The following is a 21,314-nucleotide window of genomic DNA, read 5'->3' on the forward strand; positions in this document are numbered from 1 at the left end:
CGAGTTTGCGCGAGACCCCGCCGTAGTCGAGCACCGCAGGTTGCCCGAAGCGAAGCGTAGGGACCCAGACTGCGGGTCGCCTTTTTTTGCTTACTTTTTTTGGCGAAGCAAAAAAAGTGAGTCGCATGCCGGGCGACTCCCGGCCAGCAGGACTTAGCAGAGGGCAGGGGCGCGCAAGCCGGCGCAAGAACCGGCAACTTATAATCCCCCCGTGCCCTACCACCCAGCCCCCCGCCAACCCCTCCCAGTATGGGAACGCCTAGCCACCTGGCTGGCCTTCCTGGCGGTGTTGTCGGCGCTGTGGGCACCGGTGTCCATGCTGGCCCAGGACGTGCAGACCGGCAAGCTGGGCGGCATCTGCAGCATTAACACCGTTTCATCCAATGCGAGCGGTGATGCCGCCGGCGGCGACGCGGGCTCCATGGGCCTGCGCTGCGACCTCTGCGCTTCGCCGGGCCTGGTGCTGCCGCCTTTGCCGGTGGCCGCCGCTCCGTGTTTTTCCGGCGATTTTGTTGCCGTGGCGGACGTCCCGGCAAGTGCCGGCGCCGCTGTCCCCGGGCTGCCCTTCAGCCGCGGGCCTCCCGCACTCTGATTTGAACCGCCTCGCCTGAGGCATTCCCGCGCGCGGCCTTGCTGCTGCGCGTCCGTTCATTTCAGAGTGTGAGTTTTCATGAACCTTTCCCGCACACCGTGCGCACTTGCCTGGCGCGGCGCCACCGCGCTGGCCTTCCCCCTGGCGGCTTTCGCGCAGGCGCCGCAGGCCGACGCGCCGGCAAAATCCCTGGGCGTGGTCACCGTCACCAGCGGCCAGCCGACCTCCCTGCCCACGCAGATCCCGACGACGCTTGAAGGCATCACGCGCGAGCAGATCGCGCAAACCATCAACGCCACCGACAGCGAGGACGCGCTCAAGTACTTCCCCAGCCTGCTGGTGCGCAAGCGCTACATCGGCGACTACAACCACGCCATCCTGTCCAGCCGAGCCTCGGGCACCGGCAACAGCGCGCGTTCGGCGGTATATGCCGACGGCATCCTGCTGTCCAACTACCTGGGCAACGGGATTGCCAACGGCACCAACTACGCGCCGCGCTGGGGCCTGGTGACGCCCGAGGAAATCGAGCGGGTCGACGTGCTGTATGGCCCGTTCTCGGCGGCCTATCCGGGCAACTCGGTGGGTGCGGTGGTGGACTACGTCACGCGCATGCCGACGAAGTTCGAGGCGCATGCCAAGCTCAGCGGTTTCACGCAGGACTTCAAGCTTTATGGCACCAACAGCAGCTTCAGCGGAAGCCAGGCCAGCGCCTCGCTGGGCAACCGCAGCGGCGACTGGTCGTGGTTCATCAATGCCAACCGTACCGAAAGCGCGGGCCAGCCGCTGACCTTCGCCACGCGCACGCTGAGCACCACGGCTCCCGCGCCGGGCGCCACGGTGGTGAGCGGCGCGGTGCCTGGCCTGAACACGCGCAATGTGCCCTGGCTGTTGCTGGGCGGCGCCACGCAGTATGAGACCGAGCAGGAGCACCTCAAGCTCAAGGTGGCCTACGATTTTTCATCGACGGTGCGCGCCAGCTACACATTGGGCTACTGGAAGAACACGGCGGAAAACCGCTCGCAGAGCTACCTGCGCAACGCAGCGGGTGCGCCGGTGTACAGCGGCAATGTGAGCATTGACGGCCGGGGCTACACCCTGGCGGCCAGCGATTTCGGTGTGAGCAACGAGGTGCTGACCCACGTGATGCATGGCCTCTCGGTCAAGTCCAATACGCAAGGCGTGTGGGACTGGGAGGTGGCGGGCAGCCTTTACGACTACCAGAAGGACCAGGTCCGCGCGGCTACCACCGCGCAGCCGGGTGCACTGAACGGCGGCGCCGGCACCCTGCAGGACCAGGGTGGCACGGGCTGGAACACGCTGGCCTTCAAGGGCATCTGGCGGCCGGACGGTATCAAGGGCGCGCACATCGTGGACTTCGGTTTCCAGCAGGACAGCTACACGCTGCGCATCCTCAAATCCAATGCGGCCAACTGGCTCAATAGCGGGCCGGGCGCGGTGGTCAGCGACGTGGGCGGCAAGACCCGCTTGCGCAGCGTCTATGCACAGGATGCCTGGGCCTTCGCGCCCAGGTGGAAAACCGTGCTGGGCGCGCGGCTCGAGAGCTGGACGGCCTCCGGCGGCTTCACCAGCTTTGGCGCGGGCAACCCGGCCAATACTGGCTATGCGGCGCGCAGCGAGAGCGCGGTATCGCCCAAAGCGGCGCTGTCTTACCAATGGTCGGCCGACACCACACTCAAGGCCTCCGCCGGGCGCGCTGTGCGTTTCCCGACGGTGGGCGAGCTGTACGGCGCGACGGCCAGCGTCAATTCGCAGTACATCAACGACCCGAATTTGCGGCCCGAGAAATCCTGGACCACCGAACTGACCGCGGAAAAAGACCTGGGCAACGCCTTGCTGCGCCTGACCTTCTTCACCGAGAACACGCGCGACGCGCTGTATTCGCAAACCACCTTCGACCCCGTCGCCAACAGCAACATCAGCCGCGTGCAGAACGTCGGGCGCATCAAGACCCAGGGCGTGGAACTGGCCTTCAACGGCAACGACGTGCTGAAAAAAGGGCTGGACCTGAGCGGCAGCGTGACGTACGCTGATTCACGCATCAAGGACAACAGCGGCTTTGTGGCGGTGCCCGGCGATACGCTGGGCAAATACCAGCCGCGCGTGCCGGTGTGGCGTGCGACGGCATTGGCCAGCTACCGCTTCGACGCGGCCTGGACAGCCACGGTGGGCGCGCGCTACAGCGGCCGGCAGTACTCCAGCCTGGACAACAGCGACGTCAATGGTTTTGCCTATCAGGGCACCAGCAAGTACTTCACGACCGATGTGCGCGTGCGCTACCAGGCCGGCAAGCAGTGGAGCGCGGCCGTCGGCATCGACAACCTGAACAACTACCAATACTGGAATTTCCACCCTTATCCGCAGCGCACCTTGATGGCCGAACTCAACTTCAGCCTTTGACCCGCCGCCTGAATTTATACCCTCACCAAGGATGAACCATGAACTACCTGAACACACTTAAAACCATCGCCGCTTCCGCTCGCCCTTTCGGGGTGGCAAGTGCCCTGTTCCTCGCCGCCTCGCTGCCCGCCGCCGCCCACGTCACGCTGGAATACCAGGTGGCCAATGCCGGCAGCTATTACAAGGGGACCTTCAAGGTCGGGCACGGTTGTGGCAACTCGCCGGTCAAGCAGATCGTGGTCACCATTCCCGAGGGTGTGCAGGGCGCCAAGCCCATGCCCAAAGCCGGCTGGACGCTCGAAGTCACGCGTGAAAAACTGGCCCAGCCGCGGCAGGACCACGGAAAGGCCATCACCGAGGAAGTGTCCCGCATCAGCTGGACGGCCAAGACGCCGGCCGACTACCTGCAGAACGACTGGTACGACGAGTTTGTGCTGCAGGCCAAGCTTCCCGCCAAGGCCGGCATGCTGTACTGGCCGGTCATGCAGGTCTGTGAAGAAGGCAGGGTCGACTGGGCGGAGGTGCCCAAGCCCGGCCAGAAACCGTCGGAGCTGAAAAACCCCGCCGCTGCGCTGGAGCTGATGGCCGCGGGCGGTGGCGGTGAGCACAACCACTGAGCGCGCCAGGGCTGCCTTCTTCTTTTAAATCCAGTTCACCGTTTGAAGGAACACTTTGACATGACATCCGCAAAATTTTCAAAAACCGCACTCGCGTTTTCGTTGCTGTTGGGCGGCATGGCCGCCATGGCGCAGACCGCCGCCGTCCAGGTCGAAGGCGCCTGGGCGCGCGCCACCGTGCAGGGGCAAAAGAGCACGGGTGCTTTCATGAGCCTCACCGCCAAAGACGCGACCCGGCTGGTCGGCGTGGCGTCGCCGGTCGCGGGCGTGGCCGAAGTGCATGAAATGAAGATGGAAGGCGACGTCATGAAAATGCGCGGCCTGCCGTCGCTGGACTTGCCGGCCGGCAAAAAGGTGGAGCTCAAGCAGGGCGGCGGCTACCACATCATGCTGATGGACCTGAAAGCGCCGCTGGCCAAGGACAGCACGGTTCCCGTGACCCTGCTGTTCAAGGACGCCAAGGGCGTGGAAAGCCGGCTGGAGCTGAAGTTGCCGGTGGGCACCGCGGCACCGGGCGCAACCGGTGCCGCGGCAGAGCACAAGCACTAGGGCCTGGCCCTAGCCGCGCTTGCCCGGGCCCAGCCGTCGGTACACCGTGGCCCGGCTTACGCCCAGCGCCTTGGCGGCCTGCAGCACATTGCCGCGTGCGTCGCTGACGGCTTTGCGGATCAGCGCGGTTTCCAGCTCCTTGAGCGGCCGGGCCGAGTCGCCCGAAAGCGGCAATTGCAGCGAGGCGGGCGCGGCTTCCCGGCCTGCCAGCACCGGCAGCGCATGCAGGCGAAGGCCGGTCCACAGCGGCGCCTCCAGCACGCCGCCTTGCGCGGGGCTGCGGCGCTGCGCCGCGTCAAACAGCATTTCAAAGGGCATGGCAAACAGCTCACTGCAGTGCGGCATGCCGTCAGCCGTGGCACCCAGGCGCGAGACCATTTGCCGCGCCGCCGGGTTGGCGCCGGTGACACAGCCGTCGGCGTCCACGCAGACCAGGCCGTCGGTGTCGTCGCCCAGCACCCGGCCCGGCCAGTTGAGCCGGATCAGCAGGGCATGGGGCCGGCCCAGCGTGAGCGCGTTCTCGATGCTGCGCGCGGACTGGGTGACCAGGTGCTTGAGTTCGGGCCGCTCGGCGGCTTCGATGCCGGTCAGGTCCAGCATGCCGGCGCAGTGCCCGTCGGGGCCGAACAGCGGCGCGCCGGCGCAGCTATAGACCGAGGTCGCGTCGAAGAAGTGCTCGCCGCGGTGCAGCCACACCGGCTGCAGTTCAGTCAGTGCCGCGCCTATGGCGGTGGTGCCCACGCGTGCTTCCGACAGGTCGGTGCCTATGCGCGTGATCACGTCGGCGCGGCTGTCGCCGCGGTCTATGGGGCCGTTGACGTCGACCACCACGCCGGCCTGGTTGGTCAGGATGGCGAAGTAACGGGTGTCGGCAATCGCGCGCCCCAGGCGCTCCAGTGCGGGCCTGGCGGCCTGCACCAGCTGGTGGTTGGCATCCTGGTGGCGCCGCGTTTCGGCGGCCGGCAGGATGTCGAAGGAGGGGGCTTGCTCAGGGCGCTGGCCGCTGGCGAGGCAGCGCAGCCAGGAGCGCTCTATCCAGCTTTCCAGGGCCGGCGTGGCATCCGCCCCGGCTTCGCCATACAGCACCGACTGCCGGGCATGCCCTATGCGCGCCAGCCGGTCCTGGCCGCCCATTGCGGGGGCGGTATGAAGGGAGGTCATGGAAGCCATGGCCGATTGTGGCCAATTCCGGCGGCTTGCGGTAGCCAGGGGTTTTGCTTGAGTGCGCCGCTGTGGCAAAGGCCGGGGTTCACGGAGAGATCAGCGCGCGTTGGCGGCGATCAGGAACATCGCGGACTTCAGGCCCGCCACCGTCATCAGCAGCGAACCCAGCACGTGCACCGTGGCCGTGAGGGCCGCCAGGCCGTAACGCGCGTCCATCAGGAAGATCACGACCTCGGCCGAAAACGAGGAAAAGGTGGTCAGCCCGCCCAGGAAGCCGGTCACCAGCGCCAGGCGCCAGACCGGGTCCAGGTGCGGCATGGCCTGGAAGGCCGCGATGCAGACACCTATCAGGTAGCCGCCTATCAGGTTGGCGGCCAGCGTGCCCCAGGGAATGATGCCGCCGGGCGTGAGCCAGAGGCTCAGGCTCCAGCGGGCCAGCGCACCCAGCGAGGCGCCTATGGAGATGGCAAGGACAGTCAGCATGGCGTATGTGGGAGGTGAAGGAGGTGGGCTGGCTTTGGCGGGACAATGCAGCCATGACTTTAACCGCTGCATCCTCCTCCGGCGAGACCGGCTTCCTGGGCGTGGTCATGCTCGATACGCGTTTCCCCAGGCCGCCCGGCGACGTGGGCCATCCCGATGCCTTTGGCGTGCCGGTGCGCCAGCGCGTGGTGCGGGGCGCCTGGCCCGGCACGATTGTGCAGACGGCGGAGGGCTTGCGCGCCGCGGGCGTGGCGCCGGCCTTTGTCCACGCGGTGCAGGCGCTGGAGGCAGAGGGCGCGCGCGCCATCACCACGAGCTGCGGCTTCCTGGTGCTGTTGCAGGCCGAACTGCAGGCCGCCGCCCGGGTGCCCGTGATCACTTCCAGCCTGCTGCAACTGCCGGGATTGCTGGCGCAGCAGCCCAAGGTCGGCGTGCTGACCATCAGCGCGGCCGCGCTGGGTCCCGACCATTTGCTTGCGGCCGGCGTGCCGTCAGACCGCCTGGGTGATGTGGTGGTTCAGGGCGTGGAGCCCACCGGGGAGTTTGTGACGGCCATCCTTGGCAACCGTGACAGCCTGGATATGGAAAAAGCCCGCCGGGATGTGGTGGATGCGGCGATGGCGCTCAGGCAGCGCGAGCCTTCGCTGCAGGTCGTGGTGCTGGAATGCACCAACCTGCCGCCTTACCGGCAGGCGATTGAAGCGGCCACAGGCCTGAAGACCTGGGCGCTGACGGATGACGAGAGGCTGTTGCGTCCGTGGCGATAGGCCGCCACGGCCTATCGCCGGCCCTTACATCTTGCCCGGCAGCCAGGTGGCGATCTGCGGGAAAAACCAGAGCAGCAGCACCATGCCGCACATCAGGAAGAAAAACGGCAAGGTGACCCGCGCGATATAGGTGATTTCTTTTTTGGTCATGCCCTGGAGCACAAACAGGTTGAAGCCTACGGGGGGAGTGATCTGCGCCATCTCGACCACGATGACGATGAAGATGCCGAACCAGATCAGGTCCAGCCCGGCCGCCTGCACCGTGGGAAGGATGACGCCCATGGTCAGCACCACCATCGAAATGCCGTCGAGAAAGCAGCCCAGGACGACGTAGAAGATGCTCAGCACGATGATGAGCATGAAGGGGCTCAGCCCGAGGCTTGAGACGAATTCCGCCAAGTGGCGGGGCAGGCCGATGTAGCCCATGCTCAGCGTCAGGAAGGCGGCGCCGGCCAGGATCAGCGCGATCATGCAATACAGGCGCGTCGCGCCCAGCAAGGATTCCTTGAAAGTGCTCCAGCTCATGGACCGCTGCACCACGGCCAGCACGAGGGAGCCGACGACGCCGATGGCCGCGGCTTCGGTCGCGGTGGCCACGCCGGTATAGATGGAGCCCAGCACGGCACCGATCAGCAGCACGACCGGTATCAGGTGGCGCGACTCGTAGATTTTTTCACCGAAGCTCATCGCGGCGTCGGGCGGCGGGATCTTGCCTTTGTTGAGCAGGGCCCACACGACAAGGTAGCCGGAGAACAGCGAGGCCAGCAGCAGGCCGGGAAAAACGCCCGCGATGAACAGCCGGGCGATGGACACGTCCGCGCTGACGCCATAGACGATCATGATGATGGACGGCGGGATCAGCAGGCCCAGCGTGCCGGCGCCCGCGAGCGAGCCTATCGTGATGTCTTCCGGGTAGCCGCGTTTGGCCAGCTCCGGCAGCGTCATCTTGCCAATGGTGGCGCAGGTCGCCGCCGAGGAGCCCGAGACCGCCGCAAAGATGGTACAGCCGATGACGTTGGTATGCAGCAGGCCGCCCGGCAAGCGACTGACCCAGGGCGCGAGGCCCTTGAACATGCTTTCGCTGAGCTTGGTGCGGAACAGGATTTCCCCCATCCATACAAACAGCGGCAGGGCCGTCAGCGTCCAGCTGGAGGAGGATCCCCAGATGGTGACTGCCATGGCGTCTCCGGCGGCGCGTGAAGAGAACAGCTGCATGCCTATCCAGGCGACGCCCGAGAGCGTGAGGCCAATCCAGACGCCGGAGCCCAGGATCAGGAAAAGCGAAAGAATCAGCAGCGAGGTGATGGCGAGATCGGACATGAAGGTTCTTTGTTTTTCTTTATTTATTCGTGGTGCAGCGCTTCATCGCTGCCTGCCTGGGTACGCCGACCCCGGATCTCCAGCACCAGCTCGTCGATGAAGGCGATCATCAGGATGACCGCGCCCACGCCCATGGTGATCTGCGGAATCCAAAGTGGCGTGGCGTCGTTTCCGGTGGAGATGTCGTGGAAGGCATAGGAGTTGACCGACAGCATGACGCTGTACCAGGCAAACAGCATGGAAAGCGCGGTAGCCGCGGCCAGGGCCCAGATTTCCAGCGCGCGCCGGGCCGAGCCTTTCAGCCCATTGAGGATCAGCGTGACACGGATGTGCTCACCCTTCTTGAGGGTATGGGCCAGCGCGAGGAAGCCGCTGGCGGCCATGCAGTAGCCCGCATACATGTCGGTCCCGCGCAGGGACCATGCGAACTGGCGGTCCAGCACGCCGGCCAGCACCGACAGCAGCGTGCCGACCATGAACAGCGCCCCCAGCCATGCCGCGCCGTCGTACAGCGCATCGAGCATGCGGCGCATGTTTATTTCTTCACCGTGTTGGATTTGTCGAAGGCGGACAGCATCGCTTCACCCTCGGGGCCGGCGCGCTTGGTCCAGTCGGCTTTCATGATGCCGCCCACCTGGCGCAGGTCGGCCACCAGCTTGGGCGAGGGGGTCATGATCTTCATGCCTTTTTCGGCCAGCGCTTTTTTGTAGAAGTCGTTTTTCTCCTCACTGATTTTCCAGCCGCGGGTTTCGGCGTCCGCGGCAGCCTTCAGGACGGCGGCCTGGGTGGGCGCGTCCAGCGCGTCAAAGGATTTTTTGTTGACGATGACGGCATTCTTGGGCAGCCAGGCCTGCACGTCGTACCAGTACTTGATGCTTTCATAGGTCTTGGTGTCGTAGCCGGTCGATCCGGAGCTCATGTAGCTGTTGACGACGCCCGTCGCCATGGCCTGGCTCAGTTCCGCCGCCTGCACCGTCACGGGTTGTGCGCCCACCAGTTCGGCGATCTTGCTGGTGGCTGGGCTGTAGGCGCGCCATTTCAGGCCCTTCATGTCGGCAACGGCGGTGATTTCCTTGTTGACGTAAATGCCCTGGGGCGGCCAGGCCACCGTGTAGAGCAGCTTCATGCCTTGCGTGCCCAGCAGCTTTTCCAGTGCCGGCTTTTGCGCTTCGGCCAGCTTGTGCGCCGAGGCATAGCTGGAGGCCACGAAGGGCAGGCCGTCCGCGCCGAATATCGCGTTTTCGTTCTCGAAGTTGACCAGCAGGATTTCGCCGATCTGGGCCTGGCCGCCCTGCACCGCGCGCTTGATCTCGTTGGCCTTGAACAGCGAGGCGTTGGCATGCACCGTGATCTTGAGCTTGCCGCCGCTGGCCTTGTCGACGTCGGCGGCGAATTGCGTCAGGTTTTCCGTGTGGAAGTTGCTGGCCGGGTAGGCGGCGGGAAGGTCCCACTTGGTCTGGGCAAAAGCGTTGGCGCCGAAGGCGAGGGCGGCGGCCGTCAGGGTGATTCTGAATTTCATGAAAAGCTCCAGGGCAGGAAATTGATAAGTCGTAATAGGATAGACGCAAATCCCGCGCCAGTTCACCGGGCATACCCCGAAAACCGGCCCCCACCCGTTTCGCGACCCTGAGGCCCCGCCATGAACCTGCGCTTTGTCGAAGCTTTTTACTGGGTGGCCTCGCTCAAAAGCATCTCGCGCGCCGCCGACAAGCTCTACCTCACGCAGTCGGCCATGTCCAGCCGCATCGCCACGCTCGAAGACGAACTGGGCGTCCTGCTGCTGGACCGGGCAGGCAAGCAGTTCAAGCTCACGGTGGCGGGCGCGCGCTTCCTGGTCTATGCGCAGAAGCTGCTGGACCTGCAGCGCGAGGTCAAGCAGGAGATGGGCTCGGGCGCGCCCATGGCGGTGTCCATGCGCATAGGGGCGATCGAGTCGGTGCTGCATTCCTGGCTGATTCCCTGGCTCGAAAAACTGCGGGTCGACCATCCGGGACTGGAGCTGGAACTCACGGTGGAAACCACGCCCATCCTGATGGACCAGGTACAGCGCGGCACGCTGGACCTGGTGTTCGCGGTGTTGCCGGCCTCGGCCGACGGCGTGCGCAACCAGGCCCTGCCGCCCATGGACATGGCGTTTGTGGGCAATCCGGCACTGCACAAAAAAAGAAATTACCGGCTCGACGAACTCGCGGAGATGGAGTTGCTGACCTTCCAGAAGGGCTCGCAGCCGCACGTCACCCTGCTGGACCTCTTCAAGCAGAACCGCATGGAGCCCAAAAAGGTGCACGCGATTTCGTCGATCTCGGCCATGGTCCAGCTGGTGCAGGGCGGCTTCGGCGTGGCCTTGCTGCCGCGCGCGGCGGTGCAGCGGCTGACGGGCTTTGCCAGTCTCAAATTGCTGACCTGCGACAAGAAACTCAAGGCCTTGCCCATCCATGCCAGTTACCGCACGGACCCGACCTCGTCGACCGTGGAAACGGTGGTCAGGTCGGCCGTGGAGTTCGCGGGGGAAGGCGAGGGCGGCACCAAAACAGCCCGCAAACCGGCCGCCAAAGCTCTGAAAACCGCCAAAAAAGGTGCATCAGGGTAAATCCTGATCATCAAAAAAATCGATGACGTAAGCAAAATATTTCTTGTTTGATTTCGTCATTTGCAAATCGCACACTCCGTCACATGTCATCCAACTGTCATGTTTTTACGAGGAGTGCGAAATGAAGAAGTCATGGTGGGCCCGAGTGGCCGCGGTACTGGCCGGCGCGGGTTTTTGCCTGCTTGCGCATGCGCAGCAGGAGATCAGGATCGGCGTGCTGTATCCGCTGACCGGCCCCGGCGCCTCGGTGGGTGCCGAGTTGCGCAGCGCGCTGGAGCTCGCCGCCGACATCATCAACAACGGCGCACCCGGTGTGTCCGAACTGCCGCTGTCCGCCGGCAAGGGCCTGCCCAACCTGAAAGGCGCGAAGATCAAGCTGGTCTTCGCCGACCACCAGGCCAACCCGCAAACCGGCGCGACCGAGGCCGAGCGCCTGATCACGCAGGAAAAAGTCGTGGCACTCGTGGGTGCCTACAACAGCGCCGTGACGGCCACGGCCAGCCAGATCGCCGAGCGCGCCGGCATTCCCTTCCTGAACCCGGAATCCTCGTCGGCTTCGCTCACGCAGCGCAACTTCAAGTGGTTCTTCCGCACCACGCCGCACGACGACCTGTTTGTGCACAACGCCTTCGATTTCCTGAAAGAACTCGAAGCCAAAAAAGGCATCAAGGCGGGCGTGGTCGCCAGCCTCAATGAAAACGGCTTGTGGGGCACGGAAACCACCAAGCTGCAGACCAAACTGGCGCCCGAGTTCAAGCAGAACCTGGTCAAGCAGGTGATGTACCCGGCCAAGACGACGCAGTTGACTTCCGAAGTGCAGACGCTCAAGGCCGCCAACCCCAACCTGGTGCTGCAGTCCTCGTATACGGCCGATGCCATCCTGTCGATCAAGACCTACAAGGAGCTGGGTTTCTCGCCGGACATGATCCTGGCCAACAACGCGGGCTTCACCGACACCGACTTCATCAAGACGCTGGGCAAGGACGCCGACTACATCATCACGCGTGAAGTCTGGGCACTGGACCTGGCCAACCGCAACCCGTTGATCAAGCAGGTCAACGATCTCTTCAACAGCCGTTACAAGATCAACTTCACCGGTAATTCCTCGCGCACCTTCACCGGCCTGATGGTGATGGCGGACGCCATCAACCGCGCGGGCTCCACCGAGCCCGAGGCCATTCGCAAGGCGCTGGCCGCCACCGACATGCCTGGCAGCAAGCTGATCATGCCGTGGAAAGGCGTGAAGTTCGACGCCACCGGCCAGAACACCCTGGGCCAGGGCATCCTGGTGCAGATCGTGGGCGGCAAGTACAACACGGTCTGGCCTTTCGACATGGCGTCCCGTGAAGTGACCTGGCCTATGCCCAAGTGGGACCAGCGCAAGTAAGCCGCGGACTTTGACTTAAAAGCCAAGAGACAACCATGACCACGGAAATATTGCTTCAGACGCTGGCCTCCGGCATCCTGATCGGGCTGATCTACGCGCTGGTGGCTATCGGCCTGACCATGATTTTCGGCGTCATGGACATCGTGAACTTCGCGCACGGGGAGTTTTTGATGCTGGGCATGTACTCGGCCTTCTGGCTGTTCGCCCTGTATGCGCTGGACCCCATGATCACGCTGCCGCTGACGGTCCTCATGCTGTTCGCCTTCGGCGTGCTGCTCTACAAACTGGTGATCGTGCGCATCATCAACGCACCCATGCTGTCGCAGATCTTTACCACCTTCGGCATCATGATCCTGCTGCGCGGCGTGGCCCAGTTCCTCTGGAAGCCGGACTTCCGCTCCATCGAGAACTCGGCCGTCAGCGGCACCGTCAAGCTGCTGGGCATACAGCTGGGCAAGCCGCAGCTGGTGGCCGGCGTGGGGGCCATCGTGGTCACCGGCCTGATCTACTTTTTCCTGAACAAGACCCGGCTGGGCGCGGCCCTGGAAGCCACCGCCTCCGACAAGGAAGCCGCGCGCCTCATGGGCATTGATTCGCACAAGATGTTCTCGCTGGCCTGGGGCATAGGCGCGGCCTGCGCCGGCGCGGCCGGGGTGCTGCTGTCGACCTTCTTCCCGATCTTTCCGGATGTCGGTGCCAATTTCATCCTGCTGGCCTTCGTGGTGGTCAACCTGGGCGGCTTCGGCAGCGTCTCGGGCGCTTTCTGGGCCGGCATCCTGGTCGGCGTGATCGAGGTCATGGGCGGCCTGCTGCTCGGGCCGCAGTACAAGACGGCCATCGTGCTGGTGCTGTTCCTCGGCGTGCTGATGTTCCGGCCGCAGGGCCTGATGGGCAAGGCGTGAGCGTTATGAAACACTCTATTTTTGCCTTGGCCGCCCTGGCGATTGCCCTGGCCGTCCCCGCCGTGACGGACGCCTCGCACCTCAACATGGCCATCCTGGTGCTGATGGCGGCGCAACTGGGCGTCGCCTGGAACATGGTGGGCGGCTACGCCGGCCAGGTGTCGCTGGGCCATGCGGCTTTTTACGGCCTGGGCGCTTATGCCTCGACCTTGCTGCTGGTGAAGTTCGGCGTGAACCCCTGGATAGGCGTGCTGGCCGGCGGCTTTATCGCCGCACTGCTGAGCCTGGGTTTCGGTTGGTCCTGCTTCCGGCTCAAGGGCCACTACTTCGCGATGGCGACCATCGCGGTGGCCGAGCTGGTGCAGATATTCTTCACCGAGTGGGAGTACGGCGGCGCCGCGGTGGGCCTCTATGTGCCCATGGACCGGCAAGGCTGGCTGTGGATGAACTTCGCCACCAAGCTGCCGTATTACTGGCTGGCGCTGGGCCTGTTGGCCCTCACGCTGGCCGCCAACTGGTGGATAGAGCGCAGCTACCTGGGCTACTACTTCCGCGCCATCAAGGACGAGCCCGATGCGGCGCGCAGCATAGGCGTCAACATCGCGCGCTACAAGCAGGTGGCGTTGTCGGTCAGCGCCTTCTTCACCGCGGTGGGCGGCAGCCTGTACGCGCAGAAGGAGCTGTACATCGACCCGAACTCGGTGCTGTCGACGGCTCTTTCGATCAAGATGGCGCTGGTGTCCATTCTGGGCGGCGTCGGCACGCTGTTCGGGCCGGTGGTGGGCGCCGTGGTGCTGACCAGCATCGAGGAGTTCACGCGCATCGCTTTCGGCGGAACCGGGCGCGGCACCGACGTCATCATTTATGCGGGCCTGATCATCGTGATCGCGGTGTTCTACCCCACGGGTCTGATGGGCTGGCTGCGCAGCTTTCGCGAGCGCCGCGAGGCGCGCGCCCATGCCGGGCGCCAGATGGCCGCGCCGCAGGCCGCGGTGCAAACCCTGGGCAAGGAGGCCTCATGAAGCTGCTGGAAGTCAAACAGGTCAGCAAGCAGTTCGGCGGGCTGACGGCCAACCAGGACGTCAGCTTCAGCGTGGAGACCGGCCAGGTCGTCGGGTTGATAGGCCCCAACGGCGCGGGCAAGACCACGATGTTCAACTGCGTGGCGGGCTATTTCGCGCCGACCGCGGGCAGCATATTGCTGGGCGGGCGCAACATCGCCGGCCTGCCGCCCGAGGCCTGCGCCCGGGCCGGCGTGGCGCGCACCTTCCAGATCGCGCGTACTTTCTCGAGCATGACGGCCTGCGAGAACGTGATGACAGCGGCCATGCTGCTGCAGCACAACGTGGCCAAGGCCCGCAAGGCGGCCATGGAATGGCTGGCTTTTGCCGGGCTTGAACGCTTTGCCGACCGCCCCGCCGCCAGCATGACCATCAGCGAGCAGCGGCGCCTGGCTGTGGCGCGGGCGCTGGCCATACAGCCTCGCATCCTGCTGATGGATGAAGTCATGGCGGGCCTCAACCCGTCGGAAGTCCGCGAAGCGGTCGACGTGGTGCTGAAGATCCGCGACAGGGGAATTTCCTGCCTGATCGTCGAACACGTGCTGGAAGGCATCATGCCGATCGCCGACAAGATCGTGGTGCTGGACCGCGGCGTGAAGATTGCCGAAGGCACGCCGAAAGAGGTCTCCAGCGACCCCGTTGTCATTACCGCTTACCTGGGGGACTGAAGATGCTGGAGATCAAAAACCTCAAGGTCTGCTACGACGACGTGCTGGCGATTTCCGACGTCAGCCTGAAGGTCGAGCCCGGAAAGATCGTGGCGCTGGTGGGCGGCAACGGCAACGGCAAATCCACCACCTTGCGCGCCGTGGCGGGCCTCAATGCGGCCGCAGCCGGCAGCATCAGTTTCAACGGCGCGGACATCCAGCGCATGCCGGCGCACAAGCGCGTTCCGCTGGGCCTGTCGCTGGTGCCCGAGGGCCGGCGCCTGTTTCCGCGGCTGACGGTGCTGCGCAACCTCGAGCTGGGTGCCTTCACGCGCATGGACAGGCACGAAGTCGCGCGCGGCATCGCCGAGATGCTGGAACTGTTTCCCATCCTCAAGGAGCGCGCCGCGCAGCTGGCCGGCACCATGAGCGGGGGCGAGCAGCAGATGCTGGCGATTGCCCGCGGCCTGATGGCACGGCCCAAGCTGTTGATGCTGGACGAACCGTCCTGGGGCATCGCGCCCAAATTCGTCACCAAGGTGCTGGAAGTGATACAGCAGGTCAACGCCACCGGCGTGTCGATTTTGCTGGTGGAGCAGAACCTGCAAAAGGCCCTGAACATCGCGCATTACGGTTATGTCATCCAGACCGGCCGCATCGTGATGCAGGGCAGCGGGCGGGACCTGCTCAATGACGACAGCATCAAGAAGGCTTACCTGGGTCTTTAAATCCGACCTGGCCACCCATTTATTGCCATCACGCTTTACCTCAACACCATGAACAAGATTTTCGACCGTCCCGCCGACCTCCGCATGGCCAGCCGCCGCGGCGAGTTTTCCTTGCCCACCGCGGGGCACGCCGACGGCCATATCCAGGCCAACCTCATGATCGTGCCGCAGGCCCAGGCTTTTGACTTCCTGCTGTTTTGCCAGCGCAATCCCAAGCCCTGCCCGCTGGTGGAGGTGCTGAAAGCCGGCGCCACGGAGCCCCTGTGCGCGCCCGGCGCGGACATCACGACCGACATCCCGGGTTACCGCGTTTACCGCGACGGCGAATTTGTGGAAGAGCGCGGCGAGATCCGCTCGATCTGGCGGGACGACTATGTGGCTTTCCTGATCGGCTGCAGCTTTTCTTTCGAGGCCGCCGTCATGCAGGCGGGCATTCCCCTGAGGCACGTTGAGCAGGGCCGCAATGTCGCTATGTTCCGCACCAGCCTCCAGTGCCAGCCCGCCGGCGTGTTCAGCGGCGAAATGGTCGTCACCATGCGGCCCATCAAAAGCCGCGACGTGGCGAAGGTGGTGGAGATTTCTGGCCGGTTTGACGTCGCGCATGGTGCGCCCGTTCACATCGGCAATCCGGAGGCCATCGGTATCACCGACCTGTCGCGCCCGGATTACGGTGATGCGGTCGATATCAGGGACGACGAAGTCCCGGTGTTCTGGGGTTGCGGTGTCACGCCGCAGTGGGTTGCCCAGAAAAGCCGTTTGTCGATGTGCATCACCCATGCGCCGGGCAAGATGTTTGTGACCGACCTGAAAGGGTGAGTTCCATGCACCCGCCGCCGGGCTGATCCTCAACTCCCAAGGAGTTCTCCATGAAAGCAATTTTGATAGCCGCGCTCGTCGCGGCGGGGGCAGCGCACGCCCAGACAGCCTGGAAGCTGGCCACGGGCTACCGGGCGGAGTCCTTCCATACGCAGAACATCTACCAGTTTGCACGCGAAGTGGAAAAGGCCACGGCCGGCCAGTTGTTGATCGAAGTGCATCCCAATAACACGATGTTCAAGCTGGGCGACATCAGCCCGGCGGTGCAGCAGGGCAAAACCGAGGCTGGCGAGACCATCATGTCCAGCATGGTGAAGGACATCCCGCTGGCCGGCGCGGACTCCATTCCTTTCGTCGTCACTTCCTACAAGGACGCGCATCGTCTCTGGAAGCTGCAGCGGCCCGGCCTGGAGAAGCATTTCAACGAGCGCGGCATGAAGCTTCTTTACGCCGTGCCGTGGCCGCCGCAAGGCCTGCACTCTAACAAACCGGTGCGGGGCCCGGCGGACTTTCGCGGCACCCAGATGCGCACCTACAACCAGACCACCCTGCGCATCGCCGAGATGCTGGGTGCCAAACCGGTGGATGTGGCCATGGTCGATGTGGGCAAGGCGCTGGCCGAAGGCCGTATGGACAACATGATCACCTCGGCGCTGACCGGCGTGGAGAACAAGGTGTGGGGCCCGATCAAGTATTACTACGAGATCAACGCCTGGTTCCCGAAAAATGCGGTGTTTGTGAACAGCAAGGCCTTTGAGGCGCTGAAGCCCGAGGCGCGCGCCGCCGTGCTCAAGGCGGCGGGCGAGGCGGAAGTCCGCGGCTGGCTGGCCAGCCAGGCACTGGCCGCCAGCGCCACGGAGGACCTGCGCGCCAACGGCGTGAAGATAGAGCGCATCCCGCCCGAACTGGACCAGGAGATCAAGCGCATGGGCGAGAAGTTCTCGCGCGAGTGGATACGCTCCGTGGGCAATGAGGCCAATGACATTTTTGTGCCCTACTACATGCCGCAATAAGGCGGTACACCTATGAAAACACCTTCCGGCGCGATCACCGCCTACCTTCATGCCAAGGACGGCAACCGCCCCCATCTGCTGGCCCGGGCCTTTACGGACGATGCCTTGCTGCAGATGACCGTCCATACCAGCGCGATTTCGTTCCCGCCTGTGTCCAGGGGGCGGGAGGCGGTTGCCGAGGTGCTGGTGCGCCGTTTCGGGCAGGCCTATGAGAATGTCTACACTTTCTGCCTGGCTTCCCCGCCGGAGGGCAAGGCGGAGGTGTTTCGCTGCGACTGGCTGGTGGCCATGACGGAAAAGGACAGCCGCGCTGTGCGGGTTGGCTGCGGCCGTTACGATTGGTGTTTTTCGCCGCCCTCATGCCTGGCGGAAAGCCTTTCGATCACCATAGAGGCCATGCAGACCCTGCCGGCCTCGCACGCGGACGAGGTCATGGGCTGGGCAGCCGGCCTTCCCTATCCCTGGTGCCCGGCCGGGGCCGCTCTGCAAAGCGCGCCGGAGATCCGGCAACTGGCGCCGGTACTTGGGTACATTGGCAGGGAACAGCCGGCCGGTTTTTCGGCCGCCAGATCCTGAAGTCCTGGACATCCGCAAAAACACGTTAACTCTGAAATCACAAAAACCATGCAAGACACCACTTCCAAACCGGGCGGCGACCGTTGGCAATTCTGGATAGACCGCGGCGGTACCTTCACCGACATCGTGGCGAAGAAGCCCGACGGTTCACTGGTCACGCACAAGCTGCTGTCGGAAAACCCCGAACAATACCGCGATGCGGCCGTGGCCGGCATACGCCACCTGCTGGGCCTCAAGGCCGGCGAGCCGATACGCGCCGACGTGGTCGACTGCGTGAAGATGGGCACGACCGTGGCGACCAATGCGCTGCTCGAGCGCAAGGGCGAGCCCACGCTGCTGGTCACCACGCGCGGCTTTCGCGATGCGCTGCGCATCGCCTACCAGAACCGTCCGCGGCTGTTTGACCGCCACATCGTGCTGCCCGAGCTGCTTTACAGCGCTGTGGTCGAGGCCCAGGAGCGCGTGGGCGCGCAGGGCGAGGTGCTGCAGGCGCTGGACGAGGCCCTGCTGAAAAAAGAACTGCTGGCGCACTACGAAAAAGGCTTGCGCAGCCTGGCCATCGTGTTCATGCACGGCTACCGCTTTACCGAACACGAAAAAGCCGCCAAACGCATCGCGGCCGAGGTGGGTTTCACGCAGATCAGCACCTCGCATGAAACCAGCCCGATGATGAAGTTCGTGAGCCGCGGCGACACCACTGTGGTCGATGCCTACCTCTCGCCCATTCTGCGCCGTTATGTGGAGCAGGTCGCCAGCGAGATGCCGGGCGTGCGCCTGTTTTTCATGCAGTCTTCGGGCGGCCTGACCGACGCGCATGTGTTCCAGGGCAAGGACGCCATCCTGAGCGGCCCGGCCGGCGGCATTGTGGGCATGGCCCGCACGGCGGCGATTGCCGGCCATGCCAAGGTCATAGGTTTCGACATGGGCGGCACTTCCACCGACGTCTCGCATTACGCCGGGGAGTTCGAGCGCGAGTTCGAGACCCAGGTGGCCGGCGTGCGCATGCGCGCGCCCATGATGAGCATCCACACCGTGGCGGCAGGCGGTGGCTCCATCCTGAAGTTCGACGGTGAACGCTTCCGCGTGGGGCCGCAGAGCGCGGGCGCCAACCCCGGCCCGGCCAGCTACCGGCGCGGCGGGCGCCTCGCGGTGACCGACGCCAACGTGATGGTCGGCAAGGTCCAGCCGCGCTACTTCCCCAAGGTGTTCGGCCCCAATGCCGACGAGCCACTGAGCTATGAGGCCGTCGAGGCCCAGTTCAACGAACTGGCCGGCCAGACCGGCCGCAGCGCCGAGGTGGTGGCTGAGGGCTTTATCAACATCGCGGTGCAGCAGATGGCCAACGCCATCAAGAAGATCTCGGTGGCGCGCGGCTACGACGTGACGCGCTACACGCTGCAATGCTTCGGCGGCGCGGGCGGCCAGCATGCCTGCCTGGTGGCCGACGCGCTGGGCATGACCAAAGTCTTTGTGCACCCGCTGGCCGGCGTGCTGAGCGCCTACGGCATGGGCCTGGCCGACCAGAACGTGATACGCGAGCAGGCGGTGGAACTCAAGCTGTCCGGCGCCGCGCTGCCCGAAATCGCCGGCAAGCTCGAGGAGCTGGCTGCCCATGCCGAGACCGAGCTGCAGCGCCAGCAGGTCAGCACCGGAAGCATCACCACGCACCGCCGCGTGCACGTGCGCTACGAGGGCAGCGACTCCGCGCTGATTGTTCCTTTCGGCACGCTGGACCAGATAGCGGCCGGCTTTGAGGCCGCCTACCGCCAGCGCTTCGCCTTTTTGATGCAGGGCAAGGGCCTGGTGGTGGAGGCGGTGTCCGTCGAGGCCGTGGTGGCCGGCGACGCGCCCGCCGAGCCGCGCCATGCCACGCATGAGCCGCGCGAAGTGCCTCGCCGCGAAACCGTGCGCATGTATTCGGGCGGGCAGTGGCACGACGCGGCCCTGGTGGTGCGCGAGGACCTGCGGCCCGGCGACATCATTTCGGGCCCGGCCATCATTGCCGAGAAAAACGCCACCACGGTGGTCGAGCCCGGCTGGGAAGCGGCGCTGACGGCGCTGGACCACCTGGTGCTCGACCGCCGAGCCGAGCGCGCCATCACCTTCGCGGCCGGCACCACGGTGGACCCGGTGCTGCTGGAAGTCTTCAACAACCTCTTCATGAACATCGCCGAGCAGATGGGCCTGCAGCTGCAGAACACCGCCTACTCGGTGAACATCAAGGAGCGCCTGGACTTCAGCTGCGCGCTGTTCGACACCGAAGGCAACCTGATCGCCAACGCGCCGCACATGCCGGTGCACCTGGGCTCCATGGGCGAGAGCATCAAGACGGTGATCCGCGAGAACGCAGGCAGCATGCAGCCGGGCGACGTGTATGTGCTGAACGACCCCTACCACGGCGGTACGCACCTGCCCGACATCACGGTCATCACGCCGGTCTATTTGGGCACGGCCACGCAGCCGACGTTTTATGTGGGCTCGCGCGGTCACCATGCGGATATTGGCGGCACCACGCCGGGCTCCATGCCGCCGTTCTCGACGCTGATCGAGGAGGAGGGCGTGCAGATCAACAACGTCAAGCTCGTTGAGCGCGGCGTGTTGCGCGAGGCCGAGATGATCGCGCTGCTCAAGAGCGGCAAGTACCCCAGCCGCAATCCACAGCAGAACATGGCCGACCTCAAGGCGCAGATCGCCGCCAATGAAAAAGGCGTGCAGGAACTTCGCAAGATGGTCGACACCTTCAGCCTGGAGGTGGTGCTGGCCTATATGCGCCATGTGCAGGACAACGCGGAAGAGTCGGTTCGCCGTGTGATCACGCGCCTCAAGGATGGCGAGTTCACGCTGCCGCTGGACAACGGTGCGCAGATCAAGGTGGCGATCCGCGTCAATGCCAAAGGCCGCAACGCCGAGATCGATTTCACCGGCACTTCGGCGCAGCAGAGCAACAACTTCAATGCGCCGACGGCGGTCTGCATGGCGGCGGTGCTGTATGTGTTTCGCACGCTGGTGGACGACGACATCCCGCTGAACGCCGGTTGCCTGAAGCCGCTGAGGGTCATCATCCCGGCGGGGTCCATGCTCAACCCGAACCCGCCGGCCTCGGTGGTGGCGGGAAATGTGGAGACCTCCACTTGCATCACCAACGCGCTCTACGGCGCGCTGGGCGTAATGGCGGCCAGCCAGTGCACCATGAACAACTTCACCTTCGGCAATGCGCGCCACCAGTATTACGAAACCATCTCGGGTGGCTCGGGTGCGGGCGGCAAGCTCGACGAATCCGGCAAGCTGGTGTCGGGCTTTGACGGCACCAGCGTGGTCCAGACCCATATGACCAATTCACGGCTGACCGACCCCGAGGTGCTGGAGTTCCGCTTCCCGGTGCGGCTGGAGAGCTATGAGATCCGTGAAAACTCCGGCGGCGCGGGCCGCTGGCATGGCGGCAACGGCGGCGTGCGGCGCGTGCGCTTCCTGGAGGCCATGACGGCCAGCATTCTGTCCAACGGCCGCAAGCACGGCGCCTTCGGCATGGCCGGCGGCGAGCCGGGCCAGGTCGGGCGCAATCTCGTGGTGCGTGCACAAGGGCAGGTTGAGGCGCTGGACCACATAGGCCAGGCGGACATGCAACCCGGCGATGTGTTTGAGATTCATACCCCGGGCGGCGGAGGTTTCGGCAAAGCCTGAGTG

The 21,314-nt window shown here is 64.7% G+C and carries 20 protein-coding genes; 15 read left to right on the forward strand and 5 right to left on the reverse strand.

Translation table 11 applies throughout. The annotated features are described in order from the left end of the window. Positions 1–211: 211 nt before the first annotated feature. The 4 genes from AC1D1F_RS19205 to AC1D1F_RS19220 all read left to right on the forward strand — a co-directional run bounded on the left by AC1D1F_RS19205 (position 212) and on the right by AC1D1F_RS19220 (position 4,176). Positions 212–592, forward strand: coding sequence for a DUF2946 family protein (locus AC1D1F_RS19205; protein WP_477678314.1), 381 nt, complete (start codon positions 212–214; stop codon positions 590–592). A 78-nt stretch (positions 593–670) separates the two neighbouring features. Continuing rightward, positions 671–3,010 carry a TonB-dependent receptor gene (locus AC1D1F_RS19210; protein WP_477678315.1) on the forward strand — a complete coding sequence of 780 codons (2,340 nt, stop codon included), beginning with the start codon at positions 671–673 and terminating at the stop codon, positions 3,008–3,010. Positions 3,011–3,048: 38 nt separating this feature from the next. Then, positions 3,049–3,627, forward strand: coding sequence for a YcnI family copper-binding membrane protein (locus AC1D1F_RS19215; protein WP_477678316.1), 579 nt, complete (start codon positions 3,049–3,051; stop codon positions 3,625–3,627). Positions 3,628–3,687: 60 nt separating this feature from the next. Then, positions 3,688–4,176 carry a copper chaperone PCu(A)C gene (locus AC1D1F_RS19220; protein ID WP_477678317.1) on the forward strand — a complete coding sequence of 163 codons (489 nt, stop codon included), beginning with the start codon at positions 3,688–3,690 and terminating at the stop codon, positions 4,174–4,176. A 9-nt stretch (positions 4,177–4,185) separates the two neighbouring features. On the opposite strand, the gene AC1D1F_RS19225 is transcribed toward AC1D1F_RS19220, so the two are convergent. After that, complete coding sequence (locus AC1D1F_RS19225; RefSeq protein ID WP_477678318.1) at positions 4,186–5,346, reverse strand: helix-turn-helix domain-containing protein; 1,161 nt, start codon at positions 5,344–5,346, stop codon at positions 4,186–4,188. A 90-nt stretch (positions 5,347–5,436) separates the two neighbouring features. Further along, entirely contained in the window at positions 5,437–5,823 is a 387-nt protein-coding gene (gene crcB, locus AC1D1F_RS19230; RefSeq protein ID WP_477678319.1) for a fluoride efflux transporter CrcB, read from the reverse strand. Between the two features lie 53 nt (positions 5,824–5,876). Between crcB and AC1D1F_RS19235 the strand changes: the two genes are divergently transcribed. Then, positions 5,877–6,590, forward strand: a complete 714-nt coding sequence (locus tag AC1D1F_RS19235) for an aspartate/glutamate racemase family protein (protein WP_477678320.1) — start codon at positions 5,877–5,879, stop codon at positions 6,588–6,590. Positions 6,591–6,614: 24 nt separating this feature from the next. Here AC1D1F_RS19235 and AC1D1F_RS19240 read toward each other — a convergent pair whose 3' ends face one another. The 3 genes from AC1D1F_RS19240 to AC1D1F_RS19250 are packed head-to-tail and all read right to left on the reverse strand — an operon-like array spanning position 6,615 to position 9,429. Next, positions 6,615–7,910: a TRAP transporter large permease gene (locus AC1D1F_RS19240; protein ID WP_477697247.1), complete on the reverse strand. Its 1,296-nt coding sequence runs from the start codon at positions 7,908–7,910 to the stop codon at positions 6,615–6,617. 23 nt (positions 7,911–7,933) lie between these two features. Continuing rightward, positions 7,934–8,443: a TRAP transporter small permease gene (locus AC1D1F_RS19245; protein WP_477697248.1), complete on the reverse strand. Its 510-nt coding sequence runs from the start codon at positions 8,441–8,443 to the stop codon at positions 7,934–7,936. 2 nt (positions 8,444–8,445) lie between these two features. Then, positions 8,446–9,429: a TRAP transporter substrate-binding protein gene (locus AC1D1F_RS19250; protein ID WP_477697249.1), complete on the reverse strand. Its 984-nt coding sequence runs from the start codon at positions 9,427–9,429 to the stop codon at positions 8,446–8,448. 120 nt (positions 9,430–9,549) lie between these two features. Between AC1D1F_RS19250 and AC1D1F_RS19255 the strand changes: the two genes are divergently transcribed. From AC1D1F_RS19255 to AC1D1F_RS19300, 10 genes are all read left to right on the forward strand, one after another. Further along, positions 9,550–10,500 carry a LysR family transcriptional regulator gene (locus tag AC1D1F_RS19255; RefSeq protein ID WP_477697250.1) on the forward strand — a complete coding sequence of 317 codons (951 nt, stop codon included), beginning with the start codon at positions 9,550–9,552 and terminating at the stop codon, positions 10,498–10,500. A gap of 121 nt (positions 10,501–10,621) precedes the next feature. Next, positions 10,622–11,887 carry an ABC transporter substrate-binding protein gene (locus AC1D1F_RS19260; RefSeq protein ID WP_477697251.1) on the forward strand — a complete coding sequence of 422 codons (1,266 nt, stop codon included), beginning with the start codon at positions 10,622–10,624 and terminating at the stop codon, positions 11,885–11,887. Between the two features lie 35 nt (positions 11,888–11,922). Further along, on the forward strand, positions 11,923–12,789 hold the full coding sequence (locus AC1D1F_RS19265; protein ID WP_477653572.1) for a branched-chain amino acid ABC transporter permease: 867 nt from the start codon (positions 11,923–11,925) through the stop codon (positions 12,787–12,789). 5 nt (positions 12,790–12,794) lie between these two features. Then, the gene (locus tag AC1D1F_RS19270) at positions 12,795–13,811 is read left to right on the forward strand and encodes a branched-chain amino acid ABC transporter permease (RefSeq protein WP_477678326.1); all 1,017 of its coding nucleotides are present in this window, start codon (positions 12,795–12,797) and stop codon (positions 13,809–13,811) included. Next, positions 13,808–14,518: an ABC transporter ATP-binding protein gene (locus tag AC1D1F_RS19275; protein ID WP_477653574.1), complete on the forward strand. Its 711-nt coding sequence runs from the start codon at positions 13,808–13,810 to the stop codon at positions 14,516–14,518. Before AC1D1F_RS19270 ends, AC1D1F_RS19275 begins: the two co-directional genes overlap by 4 nt. Before the next feature lie 2 nt (positions 14,519–14,520). Further along, a complete protein-coding gene (locus AC1D1F_RS19280) occupies positions 14,521–15,225 on the forward strand; it encodes an ABC transporter ATP-binding protein (protein ID WP_477681254.1) in 705 nt (234 codons plus the stop codon). Between the two features lie 48 nt (positions 15,226–15,273). Beyond that, positions 15,274–16,041: a putative hydro-lyase gene (locus tag AC1D1F_RS19285; RefSeq protein ID WP_477697252.1), complete on the forward strand. Its 768-nt coding sequence runs from the start codon at positions 15,274–15,276 to the stop codon at positions 16,039–16,041. Positions 16,042–16,091: 50 nt separating this feature from the next. Then, positions 16,092–17,054: a TRAP transporter substrate-binding protein gene (locus tag AC1D1F_RS19290; protein WP_477679023.1), complete on the forward strand. Its 963-nt coding sequence runs from the start codon at positions 16,092–16,094 to the stop codon at positions 17,052–17,054. Between the two features lie 12 nt (positions 17,055–17,066). After that, complete coding sequence (locus AC1D1F_RS19295) at positions 17,067–17,630, forward strand: nuclear transport factor 2 family protein (RefSeq protein ID WP_477679024.1); 564 nt, start codon at positions 17,067–17,069, stop codon at positions 17,628–17,630. A 48-nt stretch (positions 17,631–17,678) separates the two neighbouring features. Then, on the forward strand, positions 17,679–21,311 hold the full coding sequence (locus AC1D1F_RS19300) for a hydantoinase B/oxoprolinase family protein (protein ID WP_477700801.1): 3,633 nt from the start codon (positions 17,679–17,681) through the stop codon (positions 21,309–21,311). Positions 21,312–21,314 lie beyond the last annotated feature (3 nt).

Source organism: Polaromonas sp. P1_H6, assembly GCF_056405195.1.